This window comes from Pseudomonas sp. WS 5078, from assembly GCF_012985745.1.
Lineage (GTDB): Bacteria > Pseudomonadota > Gammaproteobacteria > Pseudomonadales > Pseudomonadaceae > Aquipseudomonas > Aquipseudomonas lundensis_A.
The window spans coordinates 119,113-142,962 of the sequence record NZ_JAAQWX010000003.1; the positions used below are offsets into that span (position 1 = coordinate 119,113).

The window sequence follows — 23,850 nt, forward strand, 5'->3', positions numbered from 1 at the left end:
CCGCAGCTGACCCGGGGACCCCGCCTGTGCCAGCTGCGGCGAAGCCAATAAAAAACCCCGGCCAGTTTGTACTGGCCGGGGTTTTGTTTTTACGCGGTGACTTACTGAGTCACGCGGCTGGTGCCATCAACGGTCATGATGCGTACACGCTCACCGGTACGGAACACCTGATTCGGCTCTACCTGTTGCACATACGCACGGGTGCTGCCGTCGTCTTCACGCACGGTGATTTCAACACCCTGGGTTTTGGTCAGGCCAGATTCTGCAGCCGACCCCAACAGACCGCCTGCGACAGCACCGATGACAGCCGTCACGATGCTGCCGCGACCGCCGCCAATGGCGCTGCCACCTACCCCACCTACAACAGCACCGGTTGCGGCGCCGATCGGGGTTTTGGTGCCTTCAATTTTGACCGGACGCAAGGCAACGATAGTGCCCATACGCACTGTCTGCACGCGACGCGCTTCTTCGCGCGAGTAAGAGTCGCCGGTCAAGTTGGAGGTGCAGCCGCCCAACAGGACTGTCATGGTAGAAAAAGCAGCAATTAACAGTACGGACTTACGCATTAGATCAACTCCAAAAGATCAGGGATTCATTAAACTCCGCGGCCACCGCCCTGTCACGGCCGGGTGCGGAAAAAATAGCCTTTATTCAGCGGCTGTACAGCCAGATAAACGCCTTCAATCAGGTCGAAACGTCAAGCAAGGGTAGCGGGTAATCACTCGTTACGCTGCGTTCATCACAGGACACATATGGACTATTTCATCATTTTCATCACCACTGCCGCCGGCCTGTATTTCCACGGGTGGTTGTATGTGCGTATCAAACGCTGGATGGACAGGGATCTGGCGTTGTCGCTGGCAGGTGACGATCCGGCCCGCAAGGCCTTTATGTTGCAACGCCTGGAAGAGGCTCACAAGCAGAGAATCAAACGCCGCGACATGCCCCAATGGCTGCAAGCCGCGGCGTCTGAATATGCCGTCAGGGCGCCAAACGCTCCCGCGTCCAGTCAGTCCCGCAAAGCCGATAGTTGAGGCGGTCATGCAAGCGGCTGGGACGGCCTTGCCAAAACTCGATGCGCTCAGGTAACAACCTGAAACCACCCCAATGCTCGGGACAATGGGGCTGCGTATCAGTGAAGCGCTCCTGAGTGACACGAAGCAGTTCGGCCAGCTCTTCACGTCCGGCAATCACCTGGCTTTGCGGCGAAGCCCAGGCACCTATGCGGCTACCCAACGGGCGAACTTGATAGTAAGCGTCTGACTCTTCAGGCGTCACCTTGACCACGCGCCCTTCAATGCGCACCTGACGTTCCAGCGTCGGCCAGAAGAATGTCATGGCCGCAAAGGGATGCGCCGCCAGTTGCTGGCCTTTTGCACTGGTGTAGTTGGTGAAGAAGGTAAACCCTTCAGCATCCAGCCCCTTGAGCAACAGCACGCGACAGTGCGGGCGCCCGTCTTCATCCACCGTTGCCAGCGTCATGGCATTGGCTTCTACGGGCGGCTGCTCGGTTTTGACCGCGTCTGCAAACCATTGATGAAACAACGCGAAAGGCTCCGCCGGGGCCTGAGCCTCGGCGAGTCCATCACGGGTGTAGTCGCGTCGCATATCTGCCAGCGCTTGAGTCATGCCACCCTCCCGTTAATCAAACCAATCAGTTTTTGGCTTGAGTATTGCTCACGTCCTTTTTCGCGGCGGCAGTCTTGGCGACCACCGCTTTCTTGGCTGGAGCGGCTTTAGCAGGTTTCTTGGCCGGGGCGGATTTCTTGGCAACTACGGCTTTCTTCGCCGGGGCCGCAGCTTTTTTAGCCGCGACCGCTTTGGAAGGCGCAACAGCGGGTTGTACGGCTACCAGTTCAGCCGGGGACAGTGCTGGCTGGCTGTATTTGCTCACAAGCGCCAGCATGGTGTTTTGCGGTGTCATCAGGATCTCAACACGGCGGTTCAGCGCACGGCCTTCGTTACTGTCATTGGCCGCCCGTGGCATCACCGATCCCATACCACGCAAGGTCAAGCGGTTCGCCTGCAGACCACTCATGCGGAAAATCGCGGCGACCGAACGCGCGCGGTCGAGGCTTAACTTGGTATTGGCAGCCATTGCGCCTGTGGTGTCGGCGTGGCCAAGCACCAGAACTGCGGTTTTTGGATCGCCTTCAACCACTTTGGCAACACGGGTGAACGGACCGAGCATGGACGGCTTCAACAAGTCCGGACGGGTTGGTTTGAACGCACTGTCCGCAGACGCCACGATCACCAGTAAGCTTTCACGGCGCTCAAGTTGCAGGTTGGTGTCTTTGATGGCTGCACGCAGGCGCGGCTCATATTCGTCCAGCCAGGCTTGAGTCACTTTAGGGTCAGGCATCGGCACGACATTGGCTGCCACCGGCTTGGTGTCTTTAGCAGTGCTGCCAAACGGCCACCACCAGTTCTTTTCGGTGCTTGACGCAGGTGCAGCGGCTACCGTTTTTTCTTTAGCGACAGGTGCATCTTTCTTGGCACTGTCCGAACCAAAAGGCCACCAGCTGGAGCCGCTGTCTTTTTTGGCTTCGGTAGTGGCGGGAGCTGTTTTGGCTACAGCGGGCGCAGCCGTTTTTTTGTCGGTCGGCTTGGCTGCCGGGGCATCAGCCTTGTCAGCAGCGGGTGTTGCTGCCTGATCCGACGACCCGAGCTGCCACCATTTGTGGCCGCCTTCTGCGTCATTTTGTGGTGTTTGTGCGCAACCAGTGATTGCCAGACAAAGGGCGAGTGCAAGGGTCTTATTAGATGACATTGAATATCCACACAATGAATTAGAAATAATTGGACGCGATATACGTATAAAAAAGCGTATTAAGCGCATTAAAGCCACAGGGATCCGACCTACGGCTTACAAAACAGTCTTACAAACACGTTGCTAATGCCCGCACCAGCTTTTGCGCACGGGGATCCATCAAAACATAGGGGCCGAGCGTGTTGGTGACAAACCCAAACGCCACATCGCGTTCCGGGTCGGCAAACCCGATGGAACCGCCCGCCCCGGGATGGCCAAAAGCCTTGGCCCCCAGACCAAACGTGGCATTCGCCACTTCAGGCTGATCCAGCATGCACCCCAGGCCAAAACGCGTTTGGGTGCGCAGGGTTTTGTCTTCACCGACGCTGTGCTCGCGGGTCAACTCAGCGAGCATTTCGGACTCCAGCAATTGGCCATCGAGTAAACCGTTGTAGAAACCGGCGAGACTGCGGGCATTGCCATGACCATTGGCCGCTGGTTGCTCCATACGACGCCATTCCGGCTTATTAGTGCTGGTCATAATAGACGGTGGATTGGTAAATGCCCGGGTACTCATGGACGTAGGCTCGTTCATCATCGCCTTCAGCAAGCGCTGGGCAGAGGCATCACCCACCGTGCCTTTGCTGCGGGCGATGTGCGCGACCCGATAAAACTCGTCATCCGCCAACCCGATATGGAAGTCCAGCCCCAGCGGCAGTGCCGTACGGGCCATGATCGATTGACCCGGACTGCGCCCATCGGCGCGGCGTATCAATTCACCCAGCAGCCAACCATAGGTGATGGCGGCATAACCATGCCCATCACCCGGCGTCCACCACGGAGCTTCAGCCGCCAGCGCATCCACCATGGTTTGCCATTCATACAGCGCCTGAGGCGGCATAGGTTCACGCAATGCAGGTAAACCGGCACGATGGCTCAGCAGGTGACGCAACGTGATGGACTCTTTACCGGCCGCGGCAAATTCCGGCCAATAGCGAACTACCGGGACATCCAGCGCCAGCTTGCCTTCTTCCACCAATTGCAAGGCCGTCACGGCAGTGAAGGTTTTGGTACACGAAAACAGGTTGGCAATGGTATCGGTGTGCCATGCCTGCTCACCGTCTTTGTCAGCCGTACCGCCCCACACGTCTATGACCGTTTCACCGCCGACCTGGATACACAGCGCGGCGCCACGCTCTTGAGGGTCGTTGAAAAGCGCGGCAAATGCATCACGCACTGCCTCGAACTTAAGGTCGTGAAAACCCTGAATCTGCACCCGCCCCTCCTGGATCACGCATGGCTCTACAAGGCGTGCATTGTTCCAGCCCCGATCAAATTTTGAAACAGACTAAACGGATCTAAACGCACAATTTTTGAGCATTGGAACATCGAGGGAGAAGGTAAACATATGAAGGTGGATTTTTTGTGAAAAAGCCACCCGACGGCCTGCTTTTCAGGAGCGGGCCTGCCTCGGGAGGCAAGCTCACGCCTGCAAGGGTTAAAGCGCAGCGTTCACGGCTGTGGCCAATTTTTGCACCCGAGGATCCGAGAGGACGTGACTGCCCATGGTGTTGGTGACAAAAGCGAAGGTGACGTCACGGTCGACGTCGGCAAAACTGACAGGGCCACCCAGACCTACATGCCCAAACGCATCAGGCCCCATACAAAACGAAGCGCCGGGGTCGGCAGGCTGTTCCATCATGCAACCCAAGCCATAACGCATGGGTCTAAGCAATGTGCGGTCCATGCTGTTGCTGTGCTCACGCCTGAACGCGTTAAACAGTTCCGGGCCGATCAGTTGCCCCGCCAACAACGCACTGTAAAAGCCCGCCAGCCCGTGTGCGGTGCTGTGACTGTTGACGCCCGGCTGGTGGTATTTCCACCAACAGGGGTTGCCCGTGTTTTTGGGGGATATACTTGGATTGGAAAAAGCGAGGGTCGCTACATGCCTAGGTTCGCTGAGCATGACGCGGCGCAAGTCCTGTGCGTATTGATCACCGATGCGTCCTGGCGCGTGTTCGAAATGGGCGATACGAGAAAAATCCAGAGGATCAACCCCCGCGTACACTTCCAGTCCATGGGGTCGGGTTATCTGCTCGCGAATAAACGTGCGCGAATCTCTTCCGTCCACTCGGCGTATCAGCTCACCTAAAATCCAGCCATAGGTGGTTGCACCATAGCCCAGCTCAGCTCCCGGCTCCCACCACAAGGGCTCGGCCGCAACCGCAGTTGCCATATGTGCCCAGTCGTACATCATTGGCGTGTGACTGGGCAGACGCAGCGCCGGCAAGCCGCTGGTATGGCACAGCACCTGGCGCAAGGTAATGAGCTCTTTACCACCTTGCGCAAACTCAGGCCAATAAAAAGCGATGGGCGTATCCAGTGCCAACTTGCCAGTCTCTACCAACATCAAGGCGGCGATGGCGGTGATGGGTTTGATGGCACAGTAAGTATTTACCAGCGTGTCGTGCTGCCATGGCTGCTCGCCCGCCAGATCCGCCACACCCGCCCATAGATCAACGACCGTTTCACCGCTGATTTGTACGCAAACCCCACCGCCTCGCTCGTAAGAATCGTCAAAAAAAGACTCAAATGCTTGCTGAACGGCTTCGAACCCACGTGCACACTTCCCTAATGCTTCCATTTCGAAGACTCCATTCAGTTCAGGTGAATGGATAACCTTAGGTTTTGAGCGGGTATTGAGAAAGGCTCTAGAACCCCGACAGCGACGAAATACATCGCCGCCCGTCGAGTTTCACACTGTCAGTGACCTTGGCCCGAGTGCCCGCCTGCATGGCCCGCGCCAGAGCGGCCTTCGTTGCCTTCCTGGGCGGCGTGGCGCGGTGCTTTGACGTCTTTATTAGCGTCTGCCTGGGCCTTGGCCGCTTCTTGGCCAAGTTGGTCCAACGCTTGCAAATTGGCTTTGCGCACGCTTTCAACAAAACCGGTAAATGGCAAATCGGTGATGCCTACCATGCCGAAGTGACCATTTTCGCCATCCAGTAAACGGCCGGTCACTGGCTGATCCAGGTATTGGAACCAATGCACGCCGACGATCGACGGTTCTGTCACCGCCTGTTTGAGGAATTTGCTGTACGCCGGGCCACGCGCCTCCTCGTTGGCCACTTCGGTCACGCCGCCCCAGAACGGGCCGCGATCGCGGGAGCCAAAGTTGAACTCGGTGATCATCACCGGCTTGTCGAGTTCTCGCAGTTTGGCAAAGTCGTAGCCGTCTTGCGGTTGCAGCGTGTAGAAGTTGAAGCTCAGGACATCGCAATACTGCGCACACGACGCCACCGCCTCAGGTGTGCTGACGGCAAAACGGCCCCCCAGCAGCAAATGGTTAGGGGCGTGCCATTTGAGCGAGTCGGAAATGGTCTTGAAGTAGTTGTCGGCGAATACTTTCTGGAAGTATTGGTAGTCGGCTTCGATCTCCGGGTGCTCTGGGTTGGGCAACGGTGCTTCGAAACCTGGGTCTTCAAGCAACTCCCAGGCCGGGATATCGACACCCCAGGCCTTGGACAGGCCCTGCTGGTTACGGTACTTGTCACGCAACTGCTTCAAGAACGCGCGTTTGGCGGGAACGTCGGTGGTCATGCGCAACGTGCCAAAGGCCAGCGCATACCGATTCTTCGCATCGGAGCCGGGACCGGCCCACGCCAATTCGTTGTCAGCAAAATAACCGATCAACCACGGATCGTCGCGATGATCACGGGCGGCAATGGCGACGGCGCGTTCAGTGGCCATGGCAAAGCGCGGGTCGAACGGGTCGGGCATGCCGCCCCACCAGTCAGAGCCGGTACTGATGCTGGCGTAATCCCCCACAATCGACAGCGGCAAGGTATAGGGCACGCGCTTGCTATCGCCCAGCGCCGGGTCGCTCCAGTTGCCGATGGTGTTGAAACCCCAGGCTTGCAAGCGATCCAACGTATGAGTTTGCCAGCGTTGTGCATCGAAGGCTTCGGGCGCACAAGGCGTCACAACTTCAGCGCCTTCGACCGCCTTGCCGGTGGTACAGGGCTGGCCATAAATGCGTTGCAGGTTGGCGCCATAAAAGTTGTACCAGCGTCCCGCATCGAACGCTCGCCCACGGCTCGCGCCATTGCCGCTGTTATGGTCCGAGGTGCCGTAGTAGGCATGCAAAGGTTCGTCTTTGTTCGGCAACGCGCTGAACATCCATTCGCGCCCGGCCACATACGTCTGACTGTCGCTCGCGGTCACGGCGTTCAGGCCCAGGGAGTAAAACGGGTGCCCTTGCGGGGTGACCAGATTCCAGCGCCCGTCACGTTTTTCAGTGCGGAAAAACCCAGTGGCGTCGAACGGTGCGCCTTGGGTCCAGCCACCGAATTTATCCAGATCACTGCGTTTGGCCAGCCAGACTTTGAGCTGTTGCTGTTCTTTAGCGGCTGCGGCCTTGAGCTGCTCGTCATTGCTTACACGCTCGGGCCACTTGGCACGGGTCGACTGACCATAGCCGTCCACAATTGAGCTGTAGACCGCTTTGATCACTCCGTCGCCGTCTTGCACACCAAAACGTTCGAGCAAGATGCTTTGCGCGGCCGTGGGCTGCGGGACTGACAGCGTCACCGACACCACTTGGCTCAGGTCAATTTCGCCTTGGCTGGCAGCCAGCAAAATGCGCTGACCGTCGAGGTTCATCGGCATCGGCGGTCCGGCGCGCATTCCCTGGCTGTGCGGGGTATTGGCTTTCAACGGCAACAACAACGTCTGCGCCGGACCTGCTGGCAGAGCAACGCGGCTGGTCAACGTTTTGCCGTTGCTGCTTTGCAGCGTAACGTCGAGGGTCAGCGCCCAGTTCATGGCATTTTGAATACGTAACGTCATCATGCCCGACTGCGACCAGTCCCACGCTCCGGTCTGCGGTTTGAGAATCAGGCTCGGGGCGGCTGCCGGGTTGAAGGTCACACGACGCAACACCTCACCTTCGGCCGTTTGTTCTGCGTTGTACTGCGGCAAGATCGCATCCACGGTCGCCACCTGCACCACATCGGCGGGACGAACGAAGTTGAACAAGGTCTGTTGACCGGCAGGCGCTGCCATCAGTGGGGTCGTAACCAGCAGCGCAAAAACAGCGGACAGTGAACGGCGAATCATAAGAATGTGGTTCTCCCAAACGACCGAAAACGGCCGGTGTGGTGGTGAAAGACAAAGCATAGACAGCAAAGTCGGCCATAAGGCCGACTTGCGCTTAAGAAATTTCGCGCCGGAAAGGTGGCAAGGCATTCAGGATCGCCTTGCCATAGCGCTGAGTGACCAGTCGCCGGTCCAGCAACGTGATAGTGCCGCGATCCTGCTCGGTGCGCAGCAGACGACCGCAGGCTTGCACCAGTTTGAGGGACGCGTCGGGGACGGATATTTCCATGAACGGGTTGCCGCCACGGGCCTCGATCCACTCCGCAAGCGCCGCTTCGACCGGGTCGTCAGGCACCGAGAACGGAATTTTAGCGATCACCACGTGCTCACAGTACGCGCCGGGCAAGTCCACACCTTCAGCAAAGCTGGCCAGCCCGAACAACACACTGGAGTCGCCACCATCCACCCGGGCCTTGTGTTTGTTGAGGGTCTCCTGTTTCGACAAGTTGCCCTGGATGAACACCTGCTTGCGCCAGTCACGCTCCAGGCCGTCGAACACGTCCTGCATCTGTTTGCGCGACGAGAACAACACCAGCGTGCCTTTGGAACCTTCAACCAGACCCGGCAGGTCGCGAATGATCGCCGCCGTGTGCGCCATCGCGTCACGCGGGTCGGCTTTAAGGTCGGGCACCCGCAGCACACCCGCGTCGGCATGGTGGAACGGGCTGGGTACGACTGCGGTAACCGCCTTTTTCGGCAACCCGGCGCGCATGCGGAAACGATCGAAGGTGCCCAACGCGGTAAGTGTGGCCGACGTGACTAACGCGCCATAGGCGACGTTCCACAGGTTACGACGCAGCATTTCTGCCGCCAGAATCGGGCTGGCGTTTACCTCGATATCAAACAGCGAGCCGCTTTCAGCCAGCGTCAACCAACGGGCCATAGGCGGGTTGTCTTCGGGGTCTTCGGTGGTAAAGGCGGTCCACAATTCCCAGTTACCCTGGGCACGGGACAGCAAGCTGCCAAACAGGGGATACCACTCTTCGGCCTGATTGCTGGTGATGCCGATGTTGACCTCACCGTCCATGCCGTCCTTCAGAATTTCAGTCAGCCGGGTAAACAGATCGGTAAGACGCGAGAAGCCTTTTTTCAGTTCGATGCCCATTTCCCGCATATGATCGGGAATCAGCCCGCCTACAAAACGGTGCCTCGGGCGCTCACGCCCTTCCGGTTCTTCACCGACCTTGAAGTCAGCAATCTGCTCGCAAGTGGTGAACATGAACTGCTGCTGCGCCTTGATCTCCTTCGCAAGCTCCGGCACTTGTTCCAGCAAACGCCCCAAGTCACCCGGCAGTGGGTGTTGCGCCAGCAGTTTGGTCAGGTTCTTGGCGGTTTGCTCCAGCCAGTCGGCGGTGGAGCGCAGGCGCGTGTAATGGGCGAAGTGGCCGATGGCCTTGTCCGGTAGGTGATGGCCTTCGTCGAACACATACAGCGTGTCACGCGGATCAGGCAGTACCGCACCGCCGCCCAGCGCCAGGTCGGCCAGTACCATGTCGTGGTTGGTGACGATCACGTCCACCTTGCCCATGCCTTCGCGGGCCTTATAGAAGGCGCACTGGCCGAAGTTCGGGCAATGGCGGTTGGTGCATTGGCTGTGGTCGGTGGTCAGACGCGCCCAGTCCTGGTCTTCCAGAGCCTGAGGCCAGCTGTCGCGGTCGCCGTCCCACTTATTGCCCGCCAGCTTTTCGATCATGCTGGTGAACAGCTTTTGACTGGCTTCATCAACCTCGATCTTGAACCCTTCTTCCTCGAACAACTGCGCCGTCGCAGTTTGCGCGTGGCCTTCTTGCAGCAGCATGTCGAGCTTGGACAGGCACATGTAACGCCCACGGCCTTTGGCCAGGGCAAAACTGAAATTCAGCCCGCTGTTGCGCATGAGATCCGGAAGGTCTTTGTAGACAATCTGCTCCTGCAACGCCACGGTCGCCGTGGCAATCACCAGGCGCTTGCCTGCCGCCTTTGCGGTCGGGATTGCGGCCAAGCTGTAGGCCACGGTCTTGCCGGTGCCAGTGCCCGCTTCGACCGCAACCACGGCGGGCTCGCCGCTGCGATGGCCTTCTTCGTCGGTATCGATGTCGCCCAGCACCTTGGCCACTTCGGCGATCATCAACCGCTGGCCATAGCGTGGCTTGAGGCTCTTGGCTTCGAGAAAACGCGAGTATGCGCCCTGAATCTGGGATTTGAGTTCGTTACTAATCATGGTTCTTCGGGCGCGAGAAACGCTGGATAAATTTTCAGTGGTTCGAATGGCCGCTATCATACCCCGCTAAATCATCCCGCGCCGAACGGAGTACCTCATGACCGCCTTTGCCCTTGCCTATAGCCTGCATGTTTTGGCCGCCCTGATTTGGGTCGGCGGAATGTTTTTTGCCTGGATGATCCTGCGCCCGGCCAGTGTGGCGGCCCTTGAAGGCCCGGCCCGGCTGAAATTATGGGTCGAGGTGTTTCCGCGTTTTTTCGTCTGGGTATGGGCCGCGGTGCTGATTTTGCCGATAAGCGGTGTTGGCCTGTTGCAGATCCGCTTTAACGGATTTGAGACCGCACCGCGTTATGTGCAGATCATGATGGGGCTGTACATCGTGATGGTGGCGCTGTTTATCCGCATTCAATCCCTGCAACTTCCGGAACTGCGCAAGGCAGTCCAGGCAGAGCAATGGGCGGCAGGCGCAGCGGCTTTGGCCAGGATTCGTCGATTGGTGGGCTGTAACTTGATCGTCGGGCTGTTGCTGGTAGCAATTGCGGCGGCGCGGCCGATGTTTTAAGGCCTTGAGCTGTTGCGCGACGCCGCGATGAACGTCGTGCAACCGCTCGCAACCTTTATGCGGTGTCAGCAACTGCGCGTTTACAGGAAGGGTTACAAGCGCTGGATGGTCACCGCGCCAGCAGAACCGGTTTCGCCGGGTTCACCCGCCAGCCCGGGCTTGCCTGACTTGGCGCCGTCGGTGCGGTACACCAGGCACCCTTTGGATTTGCCGCCAGCCCCCGCACGCCCTGCTGCACCGGGCTTGCCACCCGCGCCGCCCTCCACACGCACGTTGATCAGGGCTTCAGGGAAATCTCGGGGCAGTTCGACACGCACCTGCGCACCGGCAGCGCCCTGCTGACCGTTACCACCATTTTGCCCATTGTGGCCTGCGCCCGCGGAACCCCAGGTGCACCCCGGTGCCTCACCGTTGCCGCCATCGAGCCCGACAAAACCCGGCGCACCGGTTCCGCCACGGGCATCGACCGACAGCTCGTTGGCTTGTAAGGCATCAAACCGCAGGGTCAGATCTCGGGCCGGTCGCGCCGGTTTTTCGTAAGTGCCCGCTGCGCCACGGGCATTGATCTGGCTGCCTTCTTCAAAGTTGGCATAAGCCGCGTGCAACTCAATGGCACGCTCGGCCGGGACAATGGTGATGCGCGCTTCACGTCCCAAATGCAGTTGGTCAATTTTGACCTGCGTCACACCGGGCGGGATCAGCAAGGTGCCGTAATCCGCCACATCGAGCTGTTCGAGTTGCAAGACGCTGGTATTGGCAGGCAAACGCATCAGCGTGTTGGGATCAACCTTGACCGATTCGGCATGGACAAACGGGCTGCACAGGGCGACCAATAAACCTAACTTACGCATGGTGAGCGCCTTGTTCAGAAGTGGAGCGGAGGGTTTGCAGGTGAAAAATGCCAACCAGGAGGACATGCAAGCGATCACGCCAAGGATTGGGGCGCTCTTTGATACTGCCGTTGAACAGTAGCAGCTCAAGCAAGTGGGTCAGCAACAACAAACTGCCGGCCAGATTGACCAATACATCAAATGGGTTGATCAACGGATTGAGCACATTGATCATCACGACCACCCAAAACAAAAGGGTCAAGACTTTCCCCAGCCCCCAAAGCACCTTCATAGCTCCCCCTGATCGTTATGTTTTTTCTTTGGATGCACCTTAACGGGTGGCAGGACAGCTGCGCCAGAGGTCCCGACAAAAATACCTCCGTGTGTCATTTCGATACGTGAGGTCGCCAGACCGCTTCTTCGCTTTCGTTGAGTGGATCCACTAGGCCGCAGGGTCAGGGCAGGCTAGTCTTGGGCGCTTAAAAAGAGGACTTGAGATGAACTCCGGCATTTCCACCCGCACGCCTCAGCACGCTTTGGCGGCTTTGCTTGATCGATACGCCCCGCAGCGTTTGCTGGTGGTCGGCGCCAGTCATTTTCCGGCCCTGCAAGCCTTTCAACAGGCCCACCCTGACGCCCAGGTTTCACTGGCAACCCCCGGCCCGCTTCCCGAAGACTTGGCCTGCCAGCGCTTTGATTTAGCCCTGGTAGTGGATTGCCTTGAACACCTGCCCAAAAAAGCGGCTCTTGAATTGCTGGGCGGGATTCGTAACCTGAACGCCAGTCGACTCGCGGTACTCGCAGATCTGACAGCGTGCGACTGGAAAGAAACGGACTTTTTCGCTTTAGCACTACAGAACAATGAGAGCTTTCAGCGTGACGATCAGATACTGACGCTATTCACCTATGATCTACGCGAGTACAAACAGGTGCCCGACTGGTTAAATGCCAGGTTCTGGGCCAATCCGGAAAACTTCGGCAAGTATTGGTGGTAAACCGATGAGTACATCCATTTGCCCTTGTGGCAGCGGCAACCTGCTCGACGCCTGCTGCGGGCATTATCACGCGGGGACTGTCGCCCCAAGCGCCGAAACCCTCATGCGTTCACGTTACAGCGCCTACGTTCTGGGGCGGGTGGATTACCTGGTTGCTACGACATTACCGGTGCAGCAAGCCGGTCTCGACCGTGAATCCATTAAAAGCTGGAGTGCACAAAGTACGTGGCTCGGGTTAGAGGTTGAACACAGTGAAGTGTTTGGTGGTCAACCTGAACATGCGTTCGTCACCTTTACGGCCCGCTGGCATGATGCCAATGGCGAACACAGCCATCGGGAAAAGTCTTCCTTCGTGCAAAGTGCCGGGCGCTGGTTCTTCATTGATCCAACCGTTTCGCTAAAAGTGGGGCGCAATGACCCCTGTCCTTGCGCCAGCGGCTTCAAATTCAAAAAATGCTGCGCCGGCTATTTCGCCCAATAAGCTGAACTGACGTGGCTGATAAGGAGCAAAGAATGGATGCTCGGGCACTTATTAAACACACCGCCGCCCTCTTGCTGATAGTGGGTCTGTCGGGGTGCGCCTCCTGGTTTGAGTCCTCGGACAAAGACCCCGGAGTGCGCCTGGAGCGTGTTGAACTAATTCAGGCCAAACTGTTGGAGCAGCGCTTCAAGCTGCACTTCAGGGTGGATAACCCCAACGACTCCACCCTCACCGTCCGCGGCATCAGCTACAAAGTGTACTTGGGCCCCATTTTGTTGACAGAAGGCGAACACAGCCAATGGTTCAGCGTTGATCCCAAAGGCACGGCCGACTACGTAGTCCCGGTGCGCACCAATATGTGGCAACACGTCAAACCCCTGGTCAAATTGCTGGAGTCGCCTGACGAACCAATCCCTTATCGGCTTGAAGGCACGCTGGAGACCGGCCTGTTCTACGGTAACGACGTGCACGTCATGCGCAAAGGCGAGATAATCCCCGGCGATTTTATTCCAGAGTGATTGAGCAATGACCCAACAACCCCACGTTCACGGCCCAGACTGCAACCACGATCATGATCAGCATGATCACGCCCATGACCACGGTACCGGTCATGTGCATGGCCCGAACTGCGGTCACGCCCATCAGGAGCCTGTGCGCAATGCGTTGAAAGACGTTGGCCGCAACGATCCTTGCCCGTGTGGCAGCAGCAAAAAATTCAAAAAGTGTCACGGCGCCTGATCCTTTAAACAGCGCCCGACCTGCGCCGCACCTGCCTTCAGGCATGTGCGGCGTTTGTATTTTTACCGCCTGAGATTTCCTGCCAAAACTTGCACTGACACGTTTCCCCTTCACAACGGCGCGAGTAAAACTGACAACTGCGAGTGAACTGCTACCTTTGCCGAGCACCAGTTTCAACGTGAACATTCGCTTCTGGAGCCCTTCATGATCGATCTTTACTACTGGACCACCCCAAACGGCCACAAGGTTTCACTGTTTCTCGAAGAAGCTGGCCTGCCCTACAAGGTCCACCCGGTCAACATCAGTAAAAATGAACAGTTTGCGCCTGCTTTCCTGAAAATCTCGCCCAACAACCGCATTCCGGCCATTGTCGATCAAACCCCGGCGGACGGTGGCGCGCCGCTCTCGCTGTTCGAATCGGGTGCCATCCTGCTGTATCTGGCCGAGAAAACCGGACAGTTCTTGCCCAAGGATTTGCGAGGGCGGCAAATGGCGCTGCAGTGGCTGTTCTGGCAAATGGGCGGCCTGGGGCCAATGGCGGGGCAAAATCACCACTTCAATCGTTTTGCGCCCGAAAAAATCCCTTACGCGATCAAGCGCTATACCGACGAAACGGCCCGCCTCTATGGCGTCTTGAACAAGCAACTGGAAGGCCGGCAGTTTGTTGCAGGTGACGCGTACAGCATCGCGGACATGGCGATTTACCCGTGGATCGTGCCGCATGCCTGGCAAGGGCAGAATCTGGACGACTTCCCGGCGCTGAAAACCTGGTTTGACCGCATCAAGGCACGCCCCGCCACTGAGCGGGCCTACGCGCTGGTGGCCAAGATCAACCCGCCACAATAAACAACCCTCGCAGTTTGAAGCTGCTATAACGCTGCCGCTGCAGGCCAGCGGCACATAGCGCCTTGCGCCGTTCGGCCGCAATAACACAGCGTGCGATGCTGACGGCGCCTGCACTTGGCTTTTCGCCATATAGCCCTTGCGTGCCCTCTTGCGCGTCACTAACGTAGCGCCTTTCGATGACACCCCCTTCGCAGGAGCTTTGCCATGGTCTCGCCAGCCTTCACTTATTGTTTACCCCGGTTCGGCGTTGCCGCGGCAGTGGTCGGTTTTCTGAGCCTGACCGGTTGCCAGATGAACAACCCTGCCACCCAAAGCCTGGTGCCCACGTCAGGGGTGCAGCCGCTCAAAGGGCTGGCGCAGAACGTGTCGGTGCGGCGTAACGCACAGGGCATGCCGCTGATTGAAAGCAGCAGTTTCCATGACGCACTTTTCACGCTGGGCTATATGCACGCCAGTGATCGCATCAGCCAGATGGTACGCCTGCGCCTGCTCGCGCAAGGCCGTCTGGCGGAACTGGAGGGTGCCGATGCCCTGCCAACCGACCGCCTGATGCGCAGCATCAACCTGAAGAAGAACGCCAGCGAGCTGTACAAAAGTGCATCGCCGCGCCTGAAAAAGTTTTTTGAGGTGTATGCCCGGGGCGTTAACGCTTACCTGTTTCGCTACCGCGACAAACTGCCCGAAGATCTGGCCCGGGCAGGTTATAAGGCCGAGTACTGGAAACCAGAAGATTCGGCACTGGTGTACAGCCTGCTGAGCTTCGGCATGTCAACCAACCTGCAAGAGGAGTTGAATGCGCTGGTGCTGGCACAGAAAGTGGGCAGCGACAAATTGCCATGGCTGATGCCGACCTACCCCGGTGAAGCATTGCCTACCAGTGAGGCCGAGAAACTCAAGGGGTTGAACTTTGGCACTGCGTTGCAAGGGCTGGACAGCGTGACGCATGCCCTCGAACAGGTCACCCGCCTGAGCATGCCGGGCGTAACGGCGTCCAGTGACTGGGCGATAGGCCCGCAACGCAGCCGCTCGGGCAAAAGCCTGCTGGCCAACGATATTCATCAGCCCATCGGCATCCCTTCGGCCTGGAGCTACGTGCAAATCCGCGCCCCAAAATATCAGGCTGCGGGGGCCTCGATTGCCGGGCTGCCGACCCTGCTTGCCGGTTTCAACGGTAACGTTGCGTGGGGCATGAGCATGGCCATGGGCGACAATCAGGACGTGTTTGTTGAGAAACTCAAACGCGAAGGCAATCGTCTTTACTACCTGTCGAACGGTAAATGGCTGCCCGCCAGCGTGCGCAATGAAACCTTCTTCATCAAAGGCCAGCGCCCGATTCGTGAAGCCGTCTATGAAACCCGTCACGGGCCACTGCTCAATACTGCGCTGAACAGTAGCCTGGGCCTGGCCCTGCAAATGCCGGACTTTAAGGACGACAAGACGCTGGACGCGTTTTTCAACCTGTCCCGCGCCCAAACCAGCGAGGCAGCCTCTGACGCCAGCCGTGAAATCCGTTCGGTCGCCCTCAACCTGTTGTATGCCGACGCCCGGCATATTGGCTGGCAAGTGACCGGCCTGTACCCCAACCGCCGCGAGGGCCTGGGCCTGATCCCGTCGCCGGGCTGGGAAAGTCGCTATGACTGGGACGGATACGCCGATGCCATGTTGCATCCCTACGATCAAGACCCGGCTCAAGGGTGGCTCGGCACAGCCAATCAGCGCACGGCGGCCTATGGCTACGGCATGCAACTGTCAAACTCGTGGCTGTCGCCCGAACGCAGTGAGCGCATCGCGCAACTGGCAGGCAGCGGCAAGCAGGACGCGCGCAGCCTGATTGCCATGCAGTACGATCAGGTCACCCTGTTCGCCCCCAAGCTCAAAGCCATGCTCACCGCGCCCGGCATGACCCAGCCCTTGAAACAGGCCATTGCTGCCCTGCCCGCTGCCGATCAACCCAAGGCGCGCGAAGCCTTGAGCCGGTTATTGGCCTTTGACGGCAAGCTCAGCGCAAGCTCGGCCAATGCCGCGCTCTATGAACTGTTCCTGCAGGCCAGTACGCAAGTGACGTTCCTTGACGCCCTCGGGCCTGAGAACAGCGCCAGTTGGCAGGCATTCATCAGCAACGGCAACCTGTCGTACTCGGCTCAGGCCGATCACTTGCTGAGCCGCGAGGACAGTCCATTCTGGAATGACGCCCGCAATGGAAAAGCACGAGACAAACCGACAGTCCTGGCGCATAGCCTGGTGGCCGCTGTCGACAACGGTGAACGCCTGATGGGCAGCGATCTCAAAGCCTGGCAATGGGGCAAGTTGCACACTTACGTCTGGCGCAATGCCCAAGGCCAGGCTGTGCGCGGCCCCATCGCGGCGGGCGGTGATCACACCACGCTGAACATCGCCGCTTATCGCCTGGGGGATTCGAACTTTGACACGACGTTGATCCCGGCCATGCGCATGATCGTCGACTTCGGGCAGGTCGAACCGATGATGGCGCAGAACAGCAGCGGACAATCCAGCAACCCGGCCAGCCCGCATTACGCCGATGGCATCGATCCGTGGCTTAAAGGCCAGTACCTGAGCTTCCCGATGCAACCGCAACATTTCGACAAGGTGTATGGAAAAACCCGCCTGACGCTGACGCCGGGCAGGTAAAACCGCGAGCACTGCCGCGCCGGGAAGGTTCACCGAGCCCACCTTGCGCGGCAGTGTCAGCACCTGCACCTTTTTCGAACTTCCCGCCCTGTCCTTGCCTCCTACATAACAAGCCCATTGCCACGGCATCCCCATGGACCTTGTGATTGCGCGACCTGAAGGCTTGTACTGCCCGCCCGGGGATTTTTACATCGACCCCTGGCGCCCTGTCGAACGTTCGGTAATTACCCACGGGCATGGCGACCATGCGCGCACGGGTAACACCCATTACCTGGCCGCCGAACCCGGCGCGGGCATTTTACGTGCGCGGCTGGGGCACGACATCAGCCTGCAAACTCTGGCCTACGGCGAACCCCTGAAACACCATGGCGTTACCCTCAGCTTTCACCCTGCGGGCCATGTGCTGGGCTCGGCGCAGGTACGACTGGAGTACAAAGGCGAAGTGTGGGTGGCCTCCGGCGATTACAAAGTGGAACCCGACGACACCTGCGCGCCGTTCGAGCCCGTGCGCTGCCACACGTTCATCACCGAATCGACCTTTGGCGTGCCGATTTACCGTTGGCAGCCACAAGCGCAGATTTTTGCCGAAATCAACCAGTGGTGGCGGGCCAATCAGCGCGTAGGCAAGGCCAGCGTGTTGTTCTGTTATGCCTTCGGTAAAGCGCAGCGTATTTTGCATGGCATCGACGCCAGTATTGGCCCGATCGTGGCTCACGGTTCTGTGGAGCCACTAAACCGGGTGTACCGCGACGCCGGCATTTACATCCCGCAAACGCTGTACGCAGGGGACCTCAAAAAGACTGATCCCTTGCTGCGGCAGGCATTGATTCTGGCGCCCCCCTCCTCGGGCGGCAGCACCTGGATGCGCCGCTTTGGCGACTACAGCGATGCCTTTGCCAGCGGCTGGATGCGCCTGCGCGGTCCGAGGCGACGCCGGGGTGTTGATCGCGGGTTTATCCTCTCCGACCACGCCGACTGGTCCGGATTGTTGTGGGCCATCGAACAGACCGGTGCGCAACGGGTCATGGTCACCCATGGATCCATCGGCACCCTGGTACGGTTTCTGCGGGAAAAGGGGCTGGATGCCCAAGGCTTTGTCACTGAATATGGCGATGACGAAGAAGCAGCGCCCCTACCGGAGCCTGCCTCATGAAAGCCTTCGCCCAGCTCTATGGTCGGCTCGACGCCACCACCTCCAGCAACGCCAAGCTGGCCGCGCTGCAAGACTATTTCAGCCAGGCCCAACCCGCGGATGCCGCGTGGGCGGTGTACTTCTTGGCAGGCGGACGCCCGCGCCAACTGGTGCCCAGCCGCGTGCTGCGCGAGATTGGCATGCAGCAGGCCGACTTGCCTGAGTGGCTGTTCGAAGAAAGCTACCAGGCGGTGGGGGATCTGGCCGAAACCCTGTCGCTGCTGTTGCCCGAGTCCCCGCACAGCAGTGAGACAGGGCTCGCCGACTGGGTTGAAAACCATCTGTTACCGCTGCGCGGAGCGACGCCAGATGCTTTGTCCCTGCGACTTCCCGCGCTGTGGGCGCAACTGGATCAACAAAGCCTGATGGTCTGCATCAAATTGATCACCGGCAGTTTTCGCGTGGGCGTCTCCAAACTGCTGGTGACCCGCGCGCTCGCGGCCCTGGCCGGGGTCGACAGTAAGCGCGTGGCCCAGCGGCTGGTGGGGTATACCGAGCTGTCGCGCAAACCTTCTGCGGCCGATTACCTGAAACTGATCGCCGAACCCTCCGCTGACGAACACGCACAACGTGGCGGGCAACCTTACCCGTTTTTCCTGGCACACCCGCTGCAACTGCCGGTCGAACAATTCGAGGCCCTGCTGGGGCCGCCCGCAGACTGGCAAGTGGAATGGAAGTGGGACGGTATACGTGCACAACTGGTCAAGCGCGACGGGCAAGTGTGGCTCTGGTCGCGGGGCGAGGAATTAATCAGCGAGCGCTTCCCGGAGCTTTTGGAAATGGGCGCTGCACTACCGGATGGGTGCGTCATCGATGGCGAAATCGTGGTCTGGCATCACGCACCGCAGGCCGGCCCCAACGTGCAGCCATTTGCCCTGCTGCAGCAGCGTATTGGCCGCAAGACGCTAAGCAAAAAGATCCTTCAGGAGATTCCGGTGGTGCTGCTTGCATACGACTTGCTGGAGTGGCAAGGCCAGGACTGGCGCCAGCACCCGCAGGCGCAACGACGGGCGCAACTGGAAGGTGCAGTGGATCAGGCCAACCAGCCAGCGCTGCAGCTGTCCCCCAAATTGCACGGCAGCGACTGGGCTGACTTGGCGCAACAACGCACCACCTCTCGCGCCCTGGGCGTGGAAGGGATGATGCTCAAATCGCGCACAGCCCAGTACGGCGTCGGGCGCACCAAAGACGTGGGCGTGTGGTGGAAATGGAAAGTCGACCCGTTCAGCGTCGATGCTGTGCTGATCTACGCCCAACGCGGGCATGGTCGCCGTGCCAGCCTCTACAGCGATTACACATTTGCCGTGTGGGACGGTCCGCCGGAAAAATCCGACCGCCAATTGGTGCCTTTTGCAAAGGCTTATTCAGGTTTGACCGACGAAGAAATGCGCAAAGTCGACGCCATCGTACGTAAGACCACCGTCGAGAAATTCGGGCCGGTCAGCAGCGTGACTCCCAGCATGGTGTTCGAGCTGGGGTTTGAAGGCATTGCCCTGTCAAAACGCCATAAAAGTGGAATCGCCGTGCGCTTTCCGCGCATGTTGCGCTGGCGACATGACAAAGGTGTCGCGGATGCCGACAGCCTTGAAACCTTGCAAGCACTGCTGGGCTAAAGGCCATCACCGGTGTGGAAAGCGCGGTGTGGGTGCTATGCGCGCGCCAGCATCGCTGCCATTATTCGCGCCTGCGTGACCTCACTCGCCGGAACGCTGCAGGCTGGCGCGCCCTGACTTGGCTCATCGGGACTTTTGCATGCAAACAAAGCGACATCAAACCCACCCCCTGCTGGCCCCCGTGCCCGGCGGTGAGCGGCACATTCACAGTTTTCACTATGGGCCTGACCAACCACAGGGCAAGGTCTACATTCAGGCCGCACTGCACGCAGATGAACTGCCAGGCATGCTGGTGGCCTGGCACCTCAAGCAGCGGCTGGCAGAGCTGGAAAACGATGGCCGGTTGCGCAGTGAAATCGTGGTCGTGCCCATGGCCAATCCCGCCGGCCTGGAACAAGTGTTGATGGACGTGCCTCTGGGTCGTTTTGAACTGGAAAGCGGGCAGAACTTCAATCGCCTGTTTCTCGATTTGAGCCTGGAAATAGGTGATGCCATTGAAGGGCTTTTAACCGATGACCCTGACCATAACCTGCACCTGATTCGCCATCACGTGCGTGCAACCCTCGCCCAACACGTACCCGCCACCCCTCTGCAATCACTGCGTTCCACCCTGCAAACACTGGCTTGCGATGCCGATATCGTGCTGGACCTGCATTGCGATTTTGAAGCCGTCCCTCACCTTTACACGACCCCCGATGCCTGGCCTCGGGTCGAGCCGCTGGCCCGTCGCATCGGTGCACTGGCAAGCCTGCTGGCCACCGACTCTGGCGGGTTGTCCTTCGATGAGTGCCTGACGCTCGTGTGGTGGGAGCTCAAACAACGCTTCGGTCACGTCGCTGCCATCCCCCAGGGTTGTGTGTCGGTCACCGTGGAGTTGCGCGGTCAGCATGACGTCAGCCATCCCATGGCCAAGGCCGACTGTGAGGCATTGCTTGATTATTTGATCGACATGGGCGCCATTGCTGGCGATCCGCCCCCTGCACCCGCGTTGTTGTGCCCTGCTACGCCGCTGGCCGGGGTTGAACCGGTTGCAACGCCCGTTGGGGGGTTGCTGGTATTTTGCGCCAGCCCGGGCGAGAAACTGCGCGACGGGCAACTCATCGCCCAGGTTATTGATCCGGTCAGCGATCGTGTCACGCCGGTTTACAGCGCAACCGACGGCGTGTTGTATGCCCGCTCGTTGCGGCGCATGGCCACGGCTGGCATGGTCATCGCCCATGTGGCGGGGGCCGGGGAGTGCCGCAGCGGGTACCTGCTGTCGCCTTGAGGCGAACGACAATTTTGGGCACTAACCGGCGGCGCTCGCGGTCTGTAAATCAAGCCCCCCTCAGAGCATCGCCCGCGCGTATGGCTGACTCTACTAACTTCGCGAAACAGTGGTTCACTGCTCGACAGTGGGTACCGTTCGACTTTCAGAAAAAAGTCTGGGCGGCGGTCAAGCGCGGTGAGTCCGGGCTGCTGCATGCCAGCACCGGTGCTGGCAAAACCTATGCGGTATGGTTTGCAGCACTCAACCGTTTTGCCCGTGCTGCGCCAGCCAAACCGCTCACTGCGCCCAAATCGCGCAAACCGGCCTCAGCACCGCTGACGGTGCTGTGGATCACCCCCATGCGCGCGCTGGCAGCGGACACCGCGCGTGCGCTGGATGCACCGCTGGCAGATTTGAACATCCCATGGACCGTTGGCCTGCGCACGGGCGACACCAGCAGCAGTGAACGCGCCCGACAGGGCCGTCGCCTGCCCAGTGCGCTGGTCACCACACCCGAAAGCCTGACCTTGCTGCTGACCCGTGCTGACGCAGAGGCACAGATGGCCAACCTGCGCATGTTGGTGGTCGATGAGTGGCATGAGTTGATTGGCAACAAACGCGGAGTACAACTGCAATTGGCGTTAGCTCGATTGCGCAAGTGGAATCCACAACTGATTGTGTGGGGCATTTCTGCAACCTTTGGTAATCAGGCCCACGCTCAGGACGTGCTGTTGCCGCAAGGCGGGGGCGCCAGCGTACAGGGCAACGTCATTAAGGATTTGCAGGTCGACACCCTGTTGCCGCCCTCGATAGAACGCTTTCCCTGGGCGGGGCACATCGGCTTGCGCATGTTGCCGGCAGTTGTGAACGAGGTGGACAGCAGCGCCAGTTGCCTGATTTTTACCAATACCCGCGCGCAATCCGAGATTTGGTATCAGGCGTTGCTAGAGGCCCGTCCCGATTGGGCCGGATTAATTGCCCTGCACCACGGTTCATTGGCCAGAGGCGTGCGCGATTGGGTCGAGCGCAGCCTCAAGGAAGGCACACTGAAGGCGGTTGTATGTACGTCGAGTCTGGATCTGGGCGTGGATTTCTTACCGGTTGAGCGGGTGCTGCAAATCGGCTCGGTCAAAGGCATTGCCCGTTTGATGCAACGCGCCGGGCGCTCGGGGCATGCGCCGGGGCGGCCTTCGCGCGTTACGCTGGTGCCGACCCACAGCCTGGAACTGGTAGAAGCAGCAGCCGCCAAAGCCGCAGTGGCGGCCCGTTTGATCGAGCCCCGGGAATCCCCCCACTGCCCGCTGGATGTGTTGGTGCAACATCTGGTCAGCATGGCGTTGGCCGGCGGTTTTCTGCCTGATGAATTACTCGACGAAGTGCGCAGCACCTGGGCTTATCGCGACTTGAGCGAGGAACAATGGCGCTGGGCGCTGGCGTTTGTCCATCATGGCGGCGACTCGCTGACGGCGTATCCGGACTATCAGCGCGTTGAGCCCGATGCCGATGGCGTGTGGAGAGTCCCCAGCGCACGCCTGGCCCGACGCCACCGTATGAGCATCGGCACCATCGTCAGTGACGCCAGTATCCAGCTTAAGTACTGGCGCAAAGGCGGCGGCGGGCAATCGCTGGGCAGTGTCGAAGAAGGCTTTATTGCAAGGCTTAAACCGGGGGACGGCTTTTTGTTCGGCGGGCGCTTGCTTGAGCTGGTGCGCGTCGAAAACATGGTGGCGTACGTCAAACGCACCTCGGGTAAAAAAGCCGCCGTACCGCGCTGGAATGGAGGACGAATGCCACTGTCCAGCGAGCTGGCGCATGCCGTGGTCGCGCAGCTGGATGCCGCTCGCCACGGTCAGTTCACAGGCCCGGAAATGCAGGCAATCAAACCCTTGCTGGCGGTGCAAGAGGCGTGGTCGGCCCTGCCCGGCACCCACACCCTGTTGGCCGAGACCCTTAAATCCCGTGAAGGCTGGCACCTGTTCTTGTATCCCTTTGCTGGCAGGCAGGTGCACCTGGGGCTGGCCAGCCTGTTGGCCTGGCGGGTCAGTCAACAGCAACCGCTGACATTCTCAATCGCGGTGAATGACTATGGTTTTGAACTGCTCAGTGCAACTGCAGTGGACTGGGCGTCCCTTCTGAACGCAGGCCTGTTTGATGAGGGTCACTTGCTGGAAGACATTCTTGCCAGCCTCAACGCCGGTGAGCTGGCCCTCAGGCGCTTTCGGGAGATTGCGCGCATTTCAGGACTGGTTTTTGGCGGCTATCCCGGCGCGCAAAAAAGCACGCGGCAGGTTCAAGCCTCCAGCGGTTTGTTTTTTGAAGTTTTCAAGCAATACGACGCCAACAACCTGTTACTGACCCAAGCCCAGGAGGAGGTGTTGCGCCAGGAGCTGGACATTCAGCGCCTGGAACTGACCTTGAGGGACATGCGCGCCTTAACGCTCGACCTGCAGGCTATTAAGCGGGCAACCCCGTTCGCCTTTCCACTCCTAGTGGAGCGCTTTCGCGAAAGTCTAAGCTCCGAGAAACTGGCGGACCGCATCGCCCGCATGGTCAAGGACCTGGAAGCCGCTGCCTTGAAAGGAACGAAATAGC

21 protein-coding genes are annotated in these 23,850 nt (G+C 59.3%); 12 read left to right on the forward strand and 9 right to left on the reverse strand.

Annotation, left to right across the window (positions count from 1 at the left end; genetic code table 11):
• Positions 1–101: 101 nt before the first annotated feature.
• Entirely contained in the window at positions 102–566 is a 465-nt protein-coding gene (locus HBN68_RS05935; RefSeq protein WP_094993618.1) for a glycine zipper 2TM domain-containing protein, read from the reverse strand.
• Between the two features lie 186 nt (positions 567–752).
• Here HBN68_RS05935 and HBN68_RS05940 point away from each other — a divergent pair, with 186 nt between their 5' ends.
• Entirely contained in the window at positions 753–1,034 is a 282-nt protein-coding gene (locus tag HBN68_RS05940; protein WP_169963246.1) for a hypothetical protein, read from the forward strand.
• Here the strand turns inward: HBN68_RS05940 and pdxH are convergent.
• From pdxH to dinG, 6 genes are all read right to left on the reverse strand, one after another.
• Positions 982–1,629 (reverse strand): pyridoxamine 5'-phosphate oxidase, encoded by a 648-nt coding sequence (pdxH, locus tag HBN68_RS05945; RefSeq protein ID WP_094993620.1) that lies wholly within the window; start codon positions 1,627–1,629, stop codon positions 982–984. The genes HBN68_RS05940 and pdxH overlap by 53 nt on opposite strands.
• Positions 1,630–1,654: 25 nt before the next feature.
• Entirely contained in the window at positions 1,655–2,770 is a 1,116-nt protein-coding gene (locus HBN68_RS05950) for an OmpA family protein (protein ID WP_169963244.1), read from the reverse strand.
• 109 nt (positions 2,771–2,879) lie between these two features.
• On the reverse strand, positions 2,880–4,025 hold the full coding sequence (locus HBN68_RS05955; RefSeq protein ID WP_169963242.1) for a serine hydrolase domain-containing protein: 1,146 nt from the start codon (positions 4,023–4,025) through the stop codon (positions 2,880–2,882).
• A 222-nt stretch (positions 4,026–4,247) separates the two neighbouring features.
• The gene (locus tag HBN68_RS05960) at positions 4,248–5,393 is read right to left on the reverse strand and encodes a serine hydrolase domain-containing protein (RefSeq protein ID WP_169963240.1); all 1,146 of its coding nucleotides are present in this window, start codon (positions 5,391–5,393) and stop codon (positions 4,248–4,250) included.
• Positions 5,394–5,512: 119 nt separating this feature from the next.
• On the reverse strand, positions 5,513–7,864 hold the full coding sequence (locus HBN68_RS05965; protein ID WP_169963238.1) for a beta-galactosidase: 2,352 nt from the start codon (positions 7,862–7,864) through the stop codon (positions 5,513–5,515).
• Between the two features lie 94 nt (positions 7,865–7,958).
• The gene (dinG, locus tag HBN68_RS05970; protein WP_047278693.1) at positions 7,959–10,103 is read right to left on the reverse strand and encodes an ATP-dependent DNA helicase DinG; all 2,145 of its coding nucleotides are present in this window, start codon (positions 10,101–10,103) and stop codon (positions 7,959–7,961) included.
• Positions 10,104–10,200: 97 nt separating this feature from the next.
• Here dinG and HBN68_RS05975 point away from each other — a divergent pair, with 97 nt between their 5' ends.
• Entirely contained in the window at positions 10,201–10,665 is a 465-nt protein-coding gene (locus HBN68_RS05975) for a CopD family protein (RefSeq protein ID WP_094993625.1), read from the forward strand.
• Between the two features lie 92 nt (positions 10,666–10,757).
• Here the strand turns inward: HBN68_RS05975 and HBN68_RS05980 are convergent, their stop codons facing one another.
• On the reverse strand, positions 10,758–11,516 hold the full coding sequence (locus HBN68_RS05980; RefSeq protein WP_094993626.1) for a hypothetical protein: 759 nt from the start codon (positions 11,514–11,516) through the stop codon (positions 10,758–10,760).
• Complete coding sequence (locus HBN68_RS05985) at positions 11,509–11,787, reverse strand: DUF1145 domain-containing protein (RefSeq protein WP_094993627.1); 279 nt, start codon at positions 11,785–11,787, stop codon at positions 11,509–11,511. Before HBN68_RS05985 ends, HBN68_RS05980 begins: the two co-directional genes overlap by 8 nt.
• A 205-nt stretch (positions 11,788–11,992) precedes the next feature.
• On the opposite strand from HBN68_RS05985, the gene HBN68_RS05990 reads away from it, so the two are divergent.
• The 10 genes from HBN68_RS05990 to HBN68_RS06035 all read left to right on the forward strand — a co-directional run bounded on the left by HBN68_RS05990 (position 11,993) and on the right by HBN68_RS06035 (position 23,849).
• Positions 11,993–12,490 (forward strand): DUF6231 family protein, encoded by a 498-nt coding sequence (locus tag HBN68_RS05990; protein WP_169963236.1) that lies wholly within the window; start codon positions 11,993–11,995, stop codon positions 12,488–12,490.
• A gap of 4 nt (positions 12,491–12,494) precedes the next feature.
• Positions 12,495–12,971 carry a YchJ family protein gene (locus tag HBN68_RS05995; protein WP_169963233.1) on the forward strand — a complete coding sequence of 159 codons (477 nt, stop codon included), beginning with the start codon at positions 12,495–12,497 and terminating at the stop codon, positions 12,969–12,971.
• Positions 12,972–13,003: 32 nt separating this feature from the next.
• Complete coding sequence (locus HBN68_RS06000; RefSeq protein WP_169963231.1) at positions 13,004–13,489, forward strand: LEA type 2 family protein; 486 nt, start codon at positions 13,004–13,006, stop codon at positions 13,487–13,489.
• A 7-nt stretch (positions 13,490–13,496) separates the two neighbouring features.
• Positions 13,497–13,709, forward strand: coding sequence for an SEC-C metal-binding domain-containing protein (locus HBN68_RS06005; RefSeq protein WP_094993630.1), 213 nt, complete (start codon positions 13,497–13,499; stop codon positions 13,707–13,709).
• Between the two features lie 204 nt (positions 13,710–13,913).
• Positions 13,914–14,555, forward strand: coding sequence for a glutathione binding-like protein (locus HBN68_RS06010; RefSeq protein ID WP_094993631.1), 642 nt, complete (start codon positions 13,914–13,916; stop codon positions 14,553–14,555).
• Positions 14,556–14,759: 204 nt separating this feature from the next.
• The gene (locus HBN68_RS06015; protein WP_169963229.1) at positions 14,760–17,204 is read left to right on the forward strand and encodes a penicillin acylase family protein; all 2,445 of its coding nucleotides are present in this window, start codon (positions 14,760–14,762) and stop codon (positions 17,202–17,204) included.
• Positions 17,205–17,337: 133 nt separating this feature from the next.
• Positions 17,338–18,357: a ligase-associated DNA damage response exonuclease gene (locus HBN68_RS06020; protein WP_169963227.1), complete on the forward strand. Its 1,020-nt coding sequence runs from the start codon at positions 17,338–17,340 to the stop codon at positions 18,355–18,357.
• On the forward strand, positions 18,354–20,009 hold the full coding sequence (locus HBN68_RS06025) for an ATP-dependent DNA ligase (protein WP_169963225.1): 1,656 nt from the start codon (positions 18,354–18,356) through the stop codon (positions 20,007–20,009). Before HBN68_RS06020 ends, HBN68_RS06025 begins: the two co-directional genes overlap by 4 nt.
• Positions 20,010–20,148: 139 nt before the next feature.
• Entirely contained in the window at positions 20,149–21,276 is a 1,128-nt protein-coding gene (locus HBN68_RS06030) for a succinylglutamate desuccinylase/aspartoacylase family protein (RefSeq protein ID WP_169963223.1), read from the forward strand.
• An 80-nt stretch (positions 21,277–21,356) separates the two neighbouring features.
• On the forward strand, positions 21,357–23,849 hold the full coding sequence (locus tag HBN68_RS06035) for a ligase-associated DNA damage response DEXH box helicase (RefSeq protein ID WP_169963221.1): 2,493 nt from the start codon (positions 21,357–21,359) through the stop codon (positions 23,847–23,849).
• Position 23,850: the final 1 nt, after the last annotated feature.

Coding starts and splice junctions, on each gene's coding strand:
- HBN68_RS05935 (WP_094993618.1), bottom strand. CDS start 566: ATGCGTAAGTCCGTACTGTTAATTGCTGCTTTTTCTACCATGACAGTC.
- HBN68_RS05940 (WP_169963246.1), top strand. CDS start 753: ATGGACTATTTCATCATTTTCATCACCACTGCCGCCGGCCTGTATTTC.
- pdxH (WP_094993620.1), bottom strand. CDS start 1,629: ATGACTCAAGCGCTGGCAGATATGCGACGCGACTACACCCGTGATGGA.
- HBN68_RS05950 (WP_169963244.1), bottom strand. CDS start 2,770: ATGTCATCTAATAAGACCCTTGCACTCGCCCTTTGTCTGGCAATCACT.
- HBN68_RS05960 (WP_169963240.1), bottom strand. CDS start 5,393: ATGGAAGCATTAGGGAAGTGTGCACGTGGGTTCGAAGCCGTTCAGCAA.
- HBN68_RS05965 (WP_169963238.1), bottom strand. CDS start 7,864: ATGATTCGCCGTTCACTGTCCGCTGTTTTTGCGCTGCTGGTTACGACC.
- dinG (WP_047278693.1), bottom strand. CDS start 10,103: ATGATTAGTAACGAACTCAAATCCCAGATTCAGGGCGCATACTCGCGT.
- HBN68_RS05975 (WP_094993625.1), top strand. CDS start 10,201: ATGACCGCCTTTGCCCTTGCCTATAGCCTGCATGTTTTGGCCGCCCTG.
- HBN68_RS05980 (WP_094993626.1), bottom strand. CDS start 11,516: ATGCGTAAGTTAGGTTTATTGGTCGCCCTGTGCAGCCCGTTTGTCCAT.
- HBN68_RS05985 (WP_094993627.1), bottom strand. CDS start 11,787: ATGAAGGTGCTTTGGGGGCTGGGGAAAGTCTTGACCCTTTTGTTTTGG.
- HBN68_RS05990 (WP_169963236.1), top strand. CDS start 11,993: ATGAACTCCGGCATTTCCACCCGCACGCCTCAGCACGCTTTGGCGGCT.
- HBN68_RS05995 (WP_169963233.1), top strand. CDS start 12,495: ATGAGTACATCCATTTGCCCTTGTGGCAGCGGCAACCTGCTCGACGCC.
- HBN68_RS06000 (WP_169963231.1), top strand. CDS start 13,004: ATGGATGCTCGGGCACTTATTAAACACACCGCCGCCCTCTTGCTGATA.
- HBN68_RS06005 (WP_094993630.1), top strand. CDS start 13,497: ATGACCCAACAACCCCACGTTCACGGCCCAGACTGCAACCACGATCAT.
- HBN68_RS06010 (WP_094993631.1), top strand. CDS start 13,914: ATGATCGATCTTTACTACTGGACCACCCCAAACGGCCACAAGGTTTCA.
- HBN68_RS06015 (WP_169963229.1), top strand. CDS start 14,760: ATGGTCTCGCCAGCCTTCACTTATTGTTTACCCCGGTTCGGCGTTGCC.
- HBN68_RS06020 (WP_169963227.1), top strand. CDS start 17,338: ATGGACCTTGTGATTGCGCGACCTGAAGGCTTGTACTGCCCGCCCGGG.
- HBN68_RS06025 (WP_169963225.1), top strand. CDS start 18,354: ATGAAAGCCTTCGCCCAGCTCTATGGTCGGCTCGACGCCACCACCTCC.
- HBN68_RS06030 (WP_169963223.1), top strand. CDS start 20,149: ATGCAAACAAAGCGACATCAAACCCACCCCCTGCTGGCCCCCGTGCCC.
- HBN68_RS06035 (WP_169963221.1), top strand. CDS start 21,357: ATGGCTGACTCTACTAACTTCGCGAAACAGTGGTTCACTGCTCGACAG.